The following is a 9,518-nucleotide window of genomic DNA, read 5'->3' as shown; positions in this document are numbered from 1 at the left end:
GGTCCACGTGACCCAGGCCTTCGCTCAGGTGCTCCAGATAGCTATCGAAGCGCTCGGCTGCATTCATCGATCCTCCAAATCGAAGTCCGGAAGATCGAATTGTGACATTTATGACACAGTAAGATTAGGCAGCCGCGGCGATCGGCGTGCGCAGCGTGACCAGTTCCTCGGCCAGCGTCGGGTGGATGCCGACCGTGCTGTCGAACAGCGCCTTGGTGGCGCCGGCGCGCAGGGCCACGGCGAAGCCCTGCACGATCTCGCCTGCGTCCGCGCCGACCACGTGCAGTCCCACGACGCGGTCGCTGGCCGTGTCCACCACCAGCTTGACCAGGGTGCGCTCGTCGCGGCCCGACAGCGTGTGGCGCAGCGCGCGGAAGTCGCTGCGGAAGACCGTGACCTGGCCATAGCGCTCCCGCGCGGCGTCCTCGGTCAGTCCCACGGTACCGATGTTGGGGTGGGTGAAGACGGCCGTCGGCACGTAGTCGTAGTCCATGCGGCGATGGCCGTCGCCGAACAGGTGGTCCACCAGCGCCATGGCTTCGCCCAGGGCCACGGGCGTGAGCTGCAGGCGCGAGGACACATCGCCGATGGCATAGATCGACGGCACGCTGCTGCGGTAGTGGGTGTCGACCTCGATCGCCCCGTTGGCGGCCTGGCGCACGCCGACGTTCTCCAGGCCCAGGCCGGTGGTGTTCGGGACGCGGCCGGTGGCGTAGAGCACGGCGTCGGCCGCGATCGCGCTTCCGTCCGCAAGCGTCAGCTCCAGGCTGCCGTCGTGCCGGCGCGCGATGGCGCTCACCTGGCTGCGCAGGTGCAGCGCGACCCCGGCCTTGCCCATCTCGGCGGCGATGAAGGACTGCACGTCCCGGTCGAAGCCGCGCAGCAGCGCGGCGCCGCGCTGCAGCTGCGTGACCTGGGCGCCCAGCCCGTTGAAGATGGAGGCGAACTCGCAGGCGATGTAGCCGCCGCCCACCACCACCAGCCGGCGCGGGAACGGGTCCAGGTCGAACATGGCGTCCGAGGTCTTGATCCATTCGCGGCCCGGCAGATCGGGCACCTGCGGCTGGCCGCCGGTGGCGATCAGGATCGTTCTGGCGCTCCAGCGCTGCTCGCCCACCTGCACCTCGTGCGGCCCGCAGACCTGCGCCCGGCCCTCGATCAGCCGGGTGCCGGCCTCCTGCAGCAGGCGGCCGTAGATGCCGTTGAGCCGCGCGATCTCCTGGGCCCGCGCGGCCTTGAGCGCCGGCCAGTCGAAGGTGGGCTGGTGCAGCTTCCAGCCAAAGCCGGCGGCTTCCTCGAAGGACTCGGCATAGCCCGCGGCATAGCTGTAGAGCTTCTTCGGGATGCAGCCCACATTCACGCAGGTGCCGCCCAGCGCCCCGGCTTCGGCCACCGCCACGCGGGCGCCGCGCTGCGCCGCCATGCGCGCGGCGCGCACGCCGCCGCTGCCGGCGCCGATCACGAAAAGGTCGAAGTCATAGCTTTGCATGGAATTCCTCTGGCAGCACCGGTGCGGATAATCGGACGATGAACGATACCCGCGATTCCTCCCCGGCCGCTGCGGCGGGGGCTTCCGACTTCTCGCGCCTGGCGCTGGCGCCGCACGTGCTGGCCAACCTGGAGGCGCTGGGCTACCGCAGCATGACGCCGATCCAGGCCGCCAGCCTGCCACCGGCGCTGTTGGGCAAGGACATCATTGCCCAGGCCGCCACCGGCAGTGGCAAGACGGCCGCCTTCGGCCTGGCCCTGCTGGCGCGGCTCAACCCGCGGCGCTTTGCCGTGCAGGCGCTGGTGCTGTGCCCCACGCGCGAGCTGGCCGACCAGGTCAGCACCGAGATCCGCCGTCTGGCGCGCGCCCAGGACAACGTGAAGCTGGTCACGCTGTGCGGCGGCGTGCCGCTGCGCGCGCAGACCGCCAGCCTGGAGCATGGCGCCCACATCGTGGTCGGCACGCCCGGGCGCGTCATGGACCACCTGGACCGCGGCCACCTGGACCTGGCCGCGCTGAGCACCCTGGTGCTGGACGAGGCCGACCGCATGCTCGACATGGGCTTTGTCGACGACATCGCCAAGGTGGCCAGGCAATGCCCGGTGAACCGCCAGACCCTGCTTTTCTCGGCCACCTACCCGGAAGGCATCGCCCAGCTGGCGCAGAGGTTCATGCGCGATACGCAGCAGGTGACGGTCAAGGCGCAGCACAGCGCGGCCAAGATCCGCCAGTACTGGTACGAGGTGCGCGAGAGCGAGCGGCTGCACGCCGTGTCGCTGCTGCTGGCGCACTTCCGCCCAGCCAGCACGCTGGCCTTCTGCAACACCAAGCAGCAGTGCCGCGACCTGTGCGACGTGCTGCAGGCGCAGGGCATCGTGGCGCTGGCGCTGCACGGCGAGCTGGAGCAGCGCGACCGCGACCAGGTGCTGGTGCAGTTCGCCAACGGCAGCTGCTCGGTGCTGGTGGCCACCGACGTGGCCGCGCGCGGGCTGGACATCGCCCAGCTCGAGGCGGTCATCAACGTCGACACCGCGCCCGATGCCGAGGTGCACATCCACCGCATCGGCCGCACCGGCCGCGGCGACGCCGAGGGCCTGGCCCTGAACCTGGCCAGCCTGGACGAGATGGGCAGCGTCGGCAGGATCGAGCAGTTGCAGGGGCGCGAATCGGATTGGCACACGCTCGCCGAACTGACGCCCGCCAGCGGCGCGCCGCTGGTGCCGCCCATGGCCACGCTGCAGATCGCCGGCGGCCGCAAGGAGAAGATCCGCGCCGGCGACGTGCTGGGCGCGCTCACCGGCGAGGCCGGCTTCTCCCGCGAGCAGGTCGGCAAGATCAGCGTCAACGACTTCTCCACCTACGTGGCGGTGCAGCGCGGCATCGCGCGCGAGGCGCTGCAGCGCCTGTCGGCCGGACGCATCAAGGGCAAGAGCGTCAAGGTGCGGCTGCTGTAGGCACCGGCCTCGGCAAATTTTTTTGCGGGGCACTGCATCCGGACGGCTTCGCCATGGGTAGTACCAGCAGCGGCACACCAGTCCGCTGCCTATTCAACCCTTTGGAGAAGACCATGCAACGTTCGCCTTCGCTCCGTTCCGCCGCCGTCCTGGGCGCCCTGTCCGCCGCCGCGCTGCTTGCCGCCTGCGGCTCTATGGGCCCGATGGGCGGCGGCAGCTACTCGCAGGCCAGCCTGCCGCCCACCATCCAGGTGCCGGCCGGCCACAAGGTCGCCCTGGAAACCGTCGGCAGCGGCGACATCACCTACGAATGCCGTGACAAGGCCAACGCCCCGGGCCAGATGGAATGGACCTTCATCGGTCCGGACGCGGTGCTGAAGGACCGAAGCGGCAAGCAGGTCGGCCGCTACTACGGCCCGCCCGCCACCTGGGAGTCGCTGGATGGCTCCAAGGTCACGGCTACCCAGCTGGCCGTGGCGCCGTCCGGCCCGGGCCACCTGCCGTACCAGTTGGTCAAGGCCAACCCGGCGGTGGGCAGCGGCGCCATGACCGGCGTCACCTACATCCAGCGCGTGGCGCTGCAAGGCGGCGTGGCCCCGTCGGCGCTGCCCTGCGATGCCTCCAACAAGGGCCGCAAGACCGTCGTCAAGTACCAGGCCGACTACATCTTCTGGAAGGCCGCCTGAGGCCGGCGGGGTAGCTAGTCCCCGTTCATTCACGGCAATGGGACGCCGCCGCGCCATGGGCTCGACTACCATGCGCAGGTTCGCCCCCTGCCGTCCCTTCGCGGCGCAGGGCCGTTTATCCCTGACGCCGCCGACCGTGCCGACCACCGACGACGCCTTCGACCACGATGCCGAGCTGCAGGCCTGTGCCCGCGGCGACCGCCTGGCGCTGCAGCGCATCTACCAGCGCGAGGCGCGCTTCCTGCTGGGCGTGGCGCTGCGCATCGTGCGCGAGCGGCAGCAGGCCGAGGACGTGCTGCACGACGCCTTCGTCGCCATCTGGAGCCGCGCCGCGAGCTTCGACCCGCGGCGCGGGGCGGGCCGGGGCTGGATCTACAGCGTGGTGCGCAACGCGGCACTGAACCACGTGCGCGACGGCGCGCGCGAGGTGGCGCTGGACGAGGAGGCCGCCGCCGCGGTCGATGACGAGGCCGCGCTGCAGGCGCACCGCGCCGGCGACGCCTTCGAGCTGACGGCCGACCTGGGCCGCCTGCACGACTGCCTGACCCGGCTGGAGCCGGCGCGGCGCGACTGCATCCTCTATGCCTATGTCGAGGGCTGCTCGCACGGCGAGATCGCGGCCCGCCTGAAGACGCCGCTGGGCACGGTCAAGGCCTGGATCCAGCGCGGCATGGGCGCGCTGCGGGAATGCATGGCATGAGCACGACTTCTACCCCTGAGGACCGCCACGACGCGCTGCATGCGCTGGCCGGCGACTACGTGCTGGGCACGCTGCCGGCCGCGCGCCGGCGCGAGGTCGAGTCCCGCATGGCCCTGGAGCCCGCGCTGCGCGTGGCGGTAGAGGCCTGGGAGGCGCGCCTGCTGCCCTTGACCGTGCTGGCGCCGCCGGTGGAACCTTCGGCACCGCTGTGGGAGCGCATCGCGCGCAGCGTGGACGCCGCCGAGGCGGCCCGGGCGCCGGCCCGGCCGCGGCGCGACTGGTGGGGCAGCCTGTCCCTCTGGCGCGGCCTGGCCGGCGCGGGTTTCGCCGCAGCGGCCATTCTGGCCACCGTGCTGGCGCGGCAGATGGCCCTGCCGCCCGCCGCGCCGCAGTACCTGGTGGTGCTGGTGGCGCCGCAGGACAAGGCGCCGGGCTGGGTGGTGCAGGCGCGCTCGCCGCAGTCGCTGGACCTGATCCCGCTCGCGCCCACCGCAGTGCCGCCCGAGAAGACGCTGCAGTTCTGGACCAAGGCCGACGGCTGGTCCGGGCCGAAGTCGCTGGGCCTGGTGCAGCCCGGCCAGGTCATTCAGGTGCCGCTGGACCAACTGCCGCCGCTGCAGCCCAACCAACTGTTCGAGCTGACGCTGGAGCCTGCCGGCGGCTCGCCGCTGGACCGGCCGACCGGCCCGATCCAGTTCATCGGCCGCGCGGTGAAGGTCGCCTGAGCCCGCCGCCCCCGGGGTTCTTGAAGAAATGCCGGCCTGGCCGGCTGGCCGCCTGGGCTATACGCTATTTAATTCGTAGCAAATCTAGCGCACGATGATCTCGACGCGCCGGTTGCGCTGCTCGGCCACGGCGTCGCGCGTGGGCACGGCCGGATCGCGCTTGCCGCGGCCCGAGGCTTCCAGGCGCTCGGCCGGGAAGCGGCGGGCGATGAACAGGTCGCGCACCTCGCGGGCGCGCTGCAGCGACAGCCGGTCGTTCAGTTCCGTGGAGCCCAGCGTGTCGGTGTGGCCGATGACCAGGATCTCGCCGCCCGGATGCCGGGTGGCCGCGTCCAGAATGGCGCCGAGCATGCGCGCCGACTCCAGCGTGAGCAGGCTGGTGCCGAGCTGGAAGTACAGCACGAAGCGCTGGCCGGCCGGCGGCGCGGTGGCGAACAGCGGCGCGTAGTCGCGCCGCACCGTCTCGGGCGGCAGTTGCTCGACGCGCGGCACCTCGCCGGCAGCGGCGCTGGCGCGCTCGAACGGGGTGGCGAGCTTCTGCTGCGCGCCGCCCGAGCGCAGCACCACGGCAGACGCCGAGCCATCGGCCTGCGGTAGCAGGATCAGCCGCGTGCTCGGGCCGGGTGGCGGCTTGCCGGCGCAGCCGGCCAGGGCCAGCAGCAATGCCACGGCCGCCAGCGTGCGCCCGAGCGCTCGCGTCACGGCTGCGCTCCGGCGGCCGCCGGGTCCAGGGCCTCGACGATGAAGTCGGTGCCAAGGATGCCGACGGTGGAGGTCGGCGTCTCCACCTTGACCGCGTCATGCCGCGTCTTGCCGATCAGCCCGGTGACCATGCGCAGGGTGCCGCGCAGCAGCGCCACCGCCAGGTTGCCCTCGTGGGTGGTGGTGTCGAAATCGAAGGCCTTGAGCTCCAGGCGGCTCGCAGGGCCGATCACCACCACCGTGCCGTCGCGCAGCACCACGCTGACGGAGCTGTCGGCGCCGGTCACGACGCGGTCGGCAGTGCTCAGCGCGTCGCCGGACTGCAGCGCGCGCTCGCCGCTGGCGTTCTGCACGCGGACCTGGCCTTTGACGAGCTTCACGGTGCCGGCGCGCGGCGCCGGCTCTGCCGCGCCTGCGGGCAGGGCCATGGCCCAGGCCATGAGCAGCACGCCCACCGTGCGAATGCCTGTAGTCTTCATTTTTTCATTCCAGGGCGGGAAAGCGCGCATGCTAAGACAAGTTGGAGTTCCAGTATTTTCGTCGCAACCGGTGCGCGCGCCATGATCGCGCTGCTGCAGCGGGTGGCCGAGGCGCGCGTGCGCATTGCCGGCGAGACGGTGGGGGAGATCGGCGCGGGGCTGCTGGTCCTGCTGTGCGCCGAGCGCGGCGATACCGAGGCCGAGGGCGAACGGCTGCTGGCCAAGATCCTGAAGCTGCGCGTGTTCCCGGACCAGGCCCGGAAGATGAACCGCAGCGTGCAGGACGTGGGCGGCGGGCTGCTGATCGTCAGCCAGTTCACGCTGGCGGCCGATACCTCCAGCGGCACGCGGCCCGGCTTTTCCCGCGCCGCGGCGCCGGAGGACGGCCGCCGGCTCTATGACGCGTTCGTCGCCCGGGCCCGCGTGCTGCATCCGGTGGTGCAGGCCGGCCGCTTCGGCGCGGACATGCAGGTGCAGTTGGTCAACGACGGGCCGGTGACGGTGCCGCTGTCGGTGGCGCCGGCGCCGCCCGGTTGAGGGCGCCGGCGGTCATGGCGATGGGTACGGGTTGCCAAAGCCCAGCGCGGCAAGGATCTCGATCTCGCGCGCCTCCATGGCCTCGGCGTCTTGCTCGCCGGTCTCGTGGTCCCAGCCCTGCGCGTGCAGTGTGCCGTGCACCAGCAGGTGCGCGTAGTGCGCCTGCAGCGTCTTGTGCTGCTCCCGGGCCTCGCGCGCCACCACCGGCGCGCACAGCACCAGGTCGGCCGCCACCAGCGGCTGCTGCGCATAGTCGAAGGTGAGCACGTTGGTGGCGTAGTCCTTGCCGCGGTAGTCGCGGTTGAGCGCCTGGCCTTCTTCCGTATCGACGATGCGCACCGTGATCTCGCCGTCGCGCTCCAGCGCGTGGCGGATCCAGCGCGCCACCTTGTGCCGCGGCAGCGCGGCGCGGTGCAGCGCGGCCTCGGGGAAGCGGGCGAACTGCAGGGACAGATTCAGTTCATTGAGCATGAAAAATGGCTGTAGCCCAGGTGTTTACTGGGTTTGTAGCTATTGTTTTGATATCAAGCTGCGCCGCGCTTGCGCGCCGTGGCCGGCCGGCTGGCGGCGTCGTAGGCGTCCACGATGCGCGCCACCAGCGGGTGGCGCACCACGTCGGCCGTGGTGAATCGGGTGACGGCAATGCCCTTGACGCGCTTGAGCACGTGCTCGGCCTCGACCAGGCCGCTCATCGCGCCCCTGGGCAGGTCGATCTGGCTCACGTCGCCGGTGACCACGGCCCGGGCGCCGAAGCCGATGCGGGTCAGGAACATCTTCATCTGCTCGGGCGTGGTGTTCTGCGCCTCGTCCAGGATGACGAAGGCGTTGTTGAGCGTGCGCCCGCGCATGAAGGCCAGCGGCGCGATCTCCAGCGCGTTGCGCTCGAAGGCCTTGACCACGCGCTCGAAGCCCATCAGGTCGTACAGCGCGTCGTACAGCGGGCGCAGGTACGGGTCCACCTTCTGGTTCAGGTCGCCGGGCAGGAAGCCCAGCCGCTCGCCGGCCTCGACCGCCGGGCGGGTGAGCACGATGCGCTGCACGGCGGCGCGCTCCAGCGCGTCGACCGCGCAGGCCACGGCCAGGTAGGTCTTGCCGGTGCCGGCCGGGCCGATGCCGAAGGTGATGTCGTGCTGGGCGATGTTGTCCAGGTACAGCGCCTGGGTCGGCGTGCGCGCGCGCAGGTCGGCGCGGCGCGTGGCGAGCGCGGAGCCGCCGTCCTCGCCCATGCCGCCGTCGCCGGCCAGCATCAGTTGCAGCGTGCGCGGCTCGATCGGGCGGTCGGCCAGTTCGTAGAGCGCCTGCAGCAGCTCCATTGCCTGGTTCGCCCTGGCCTTGTGGCCTTCCACCTTGAACTGCTCGTGCCGGTGGGCGATGGAGACGTCCAGCGCCGCCTCGATGCTGCGCAGGTGCGCATCGGTCGGGCCGCACAGGTGCGACAGGCGGTGGTTGTTCAGCGGGGTGAAGGTGTGGCGGACGATCATGGGCGCGTATTGTCGCCTTGCCCCGCTGCTAACATGCCCGCCCATGCCAGTTGCCGCCCGCCTCCACCTCTCGTACGCCCCCGTGGGCCGCCCCCGCGGAGCCCGCCCGTGATCGGCCGGCTGCAGGGCGTGCTCGCCGAGAAGAACCCGCCCCAGGTGCTGCTGGACGTGCAGGGCGTGGGCTACGAGGTGGACGTGCCCATGAGCACCTTCTACAACCTGCCCGCCGCCGGCGAGCGGGTCACGCTGCTCACCCATTTCGTGGTGCGCGAAGACGCGCAGCTGCTCTACGGCTTTCTCACGGCGCAGGAGCGCGACGCCTTCCGGCAACTGGTGAAGATCTCCGGCATCGGCCCGCGCATGGCGTTGTCGGTGCTCTCGGGCATGAGCGTGCCCGAGCTGGCGCAGGTCGTTTCGCTGCAGGAGGCCGGCCGCCTGGTCAAGGTGCCCGGCATCGGCAAGAAGACCGCCGAGCGCCTGCTGCTGGAACTGAAGGGCAAGCTCGGCGCCGACATCGGCGTGCGCGCCGGGGCCGCCAGCGACGCCCAGGGCGACATCCTGCAGGCGCTGGTGGCCCTGGGCTACAGCGACCGCGAGGCCGGCGCCGCCCTCAAGGCCCTGCCGCCGGACCTGGGCGTGAGCGAGGGCATCAAGCTGGCGCTGAAGGCTCTCGCGAAGTAGGTTCCCGCCGCCGGGGCGTCATCGGCGCTTGTTTCAACTTGTGTACATTCCTCTCTTCTTTTCAAGGGAGAGCGGGATGCTGCGCAGGATCGGGCAATGGTGGGCAACAGGCGTGCTGGCCGCTGTGCTGGCCGCATGCGGCGGCGGCGACAGTGCGGGCTCGGCCGCGAGCCTGTCCGCCCAGGAGGGCCCGGCCGTGTCGGCCGCCGCGCCGCGCACCGCCATCGACCGGGCCGAATCCTTCGTGCAGACGGACGCCGGCGCCTCCGCACTGCATGCCCCGCGCCCGCGCAATCTGGCGGCCGCGCCGCGCGCCAGCGCCATCGCGCTGCAGGCGCTGGCCACCACCCGCGCCGCCGCAGAGACCCCCGCACCCGGCGCGCCGCGGCCTGTCTCTTATACACATCTCCGAGCCCACGAGACCGTACAGGAAATCGCGTATGCCGTCTTCGGCTTGAAGATGGGGGGGGGGGGGGGGGGGGGGGGGGGGGGGGGGGGGGGGGGGGGGGGGGGGGGGGGGGGGGGGGGGGGGGGGGGGGGGGGGGGGGGGGGGGGGGGGGGGGGGGGGGGGGGGGGGGGGGGGG

At 71.8% G+C, this 9,518-nt stretch carries 11 protein-coding genes and 1 pseudogene; 7 read left to right on the top strand and 5 right to left on the bottom strand.

The annotated features are described in order from the left end of the window. Nucleotides 1-124 precede the first annotated feature (124 nt). On the bottom strand, nt 125-1,489 hold the full coding sequence (gene gorA / locus JHD63_RS20365; protein ID WP_198972632.1) for a glutathione-disulfide reductase: 1,365 nt from the start codon (nt 1,487-1,489) through the stop codon (nt 125-127). Between the two features lie 38 nt (nt 1,490-1,527). On the opposite strand from gorA, the gene dbpA reads away from it, so the two are divergent. The 4 genes from dbpA (at nt 1,528) to JHD63_RS20345 (ending at nt 5,054) form a co-directional block, all read left to right on the top strand. Beyond that, the gene (gene dbpA / locus JHD63_RS20360; protein WP_198972631.1) at nt 1,528-2,943 is read left to right on the top strand and encodes an ATP-dependent RNA helicase DbpA; all 1,416 of its coding nucleotides are present in this window, start codon (nt 1,528-1,530) and stop codon (nt 2,941-2,943) included. A gap of 113 nt (nt 2,944-3,056) precedes the next feature. After that, nucleotides 3,057-3,629 (top strand): DUF3455 domain-containing protein, encoded by a 573-nt coding sequence (locus JHD63_RS20355; protein ID WP_198972630.1) that lies wholly within the window; start codon nt 3,057-3,059, stop codon nt 3,627-3,629. 70 nt (nt 3,630-3,699) lie between these two features. Beyond that, nucleotides 3,700-4,329: a sigma-70 family RNA polymerase sigma factor gene (locus JHD63_RS20350; protein ID WP_198972629.1), complete on the top strand. Its 630-nt coding sequence runs from the start codon at nt 3,700-3,702 to the stop codon at nt 4,327-4,329. After that, nucleotides 4,326-5,054, top strand: a complete 729-nt coding sequence (locus tag JHD63_RS20345) for an anti-sigma factor (RefSeq protein ID WP_198972628.1) — start codon at nt 4,326-4,328, stop codon at nt 5,052-5,054. Before JHD63_RS20350 ends, JHD63_RS20345 begins: the two co-directional genes overlap by 4 nt. A gap of 84 nt (nt 5,055-5,138) precedes the next feature. On the opposite strand, the gene JHD63_RS20340 is transcribed toward JHD63_RS20345, so the two are convergent. Continuing rightward, nucleotides 5,139-5,756 (bottom strand): OmpA family protein, encoded by a 618-nt coding sequence (locus JHD63_RS20340; RefSeq protein ID WP_198972627.1) that lies wholly within the window; start codon nt 5,754-5,756, stop codon nt 5,139-5,141. Beyond that, nucleotides 5,753-6,235, bottom strand: coding sequence for a FecR family protein (locus JHD63_RS20335; RefSeq protein ID WP_198972626.1), 483 nt, complete (start codon nt 6,233-6,235; stop codon nt 5,753-5,755). Before JHD63_RS20335 ends, JHD63_RS20340 begins: the two co-directional genes overlap by 4 nt. Nucleotides 6,236-6,316: 81 nt before the next feature. On the opposite strand from JHD63_RS20335, the gene dtd reads away from it, so the two are divergent. Beyond that, on the top strand, nt 6,317-6,772 hold the full coding sequence (gene dtd, locus JHD63_RS20330; RefSeq protein ID WP_198972625.1) for a D-aminoacyl-tRNA deacylase: 456 nt from the start codon (nt 6,317-6,319) through the stop codon (nt 6,770-6,772). A gap of 12 nt (nt 6,773-6,784) precedes the next feature. Here dtd and ybeY read toward each other — a convergent pair whose 3' ends face one another. Continuing rightward, nucleotides 6,785-7,243, bottom strand: coding sequence for an rRNA maturation RNase YbeY (ybeY, locus tag JHD63_RS20325; protein WP_198972624.1), 459 nt, complete (start codon nt 7,241-7,243; stop codon nt 6,785-6,787). Nucleotides 7,244-7,296: 53 nt separating this feature from the next. Next, complete coding sequence (locus JHD63_RS20320) at nt 7,297-8,253, bottom strand: PhoH family protein (protein ID WP_198972623.1); 957 nt, start codon at nt 8,251-8,253, stop codon at nt 7,297-7,299. 108 nt (nt 8,254-8,361) lie between these two features. On the opposite strand from JHD63_RS20320, the gene ruvA reads away from it, so the two are divergent. Then, entirely contained in the window at nt 8,362-8,934 is a 573-nt protein-coding gene (ruvA, locus tag JHD63_RS20315) for a Holliday junction branch migration protein RuvA (protein ID WP_198972622.1), read from the top strand. 76 nt (nt 8,935-9,010) lie between these two features. Next, a pseudogene (locus JHD63_RS20310) lies at nt 9,011-9,518 on the top strand (hypothetical protein); the annotation flags it as partial.

Source organism: Xylophilus sp. ASV27 (assembly GCF_016428875.1).
Classification (GTDB): Bacteria; Pseudomonadota; Gammaproteobacteria; order Burkholderiales; family Burkholderiaceae_C; genus Xylophilus.
This window is presented reverse-complemented; position numbering and strand designations above follow the sequence as displayed.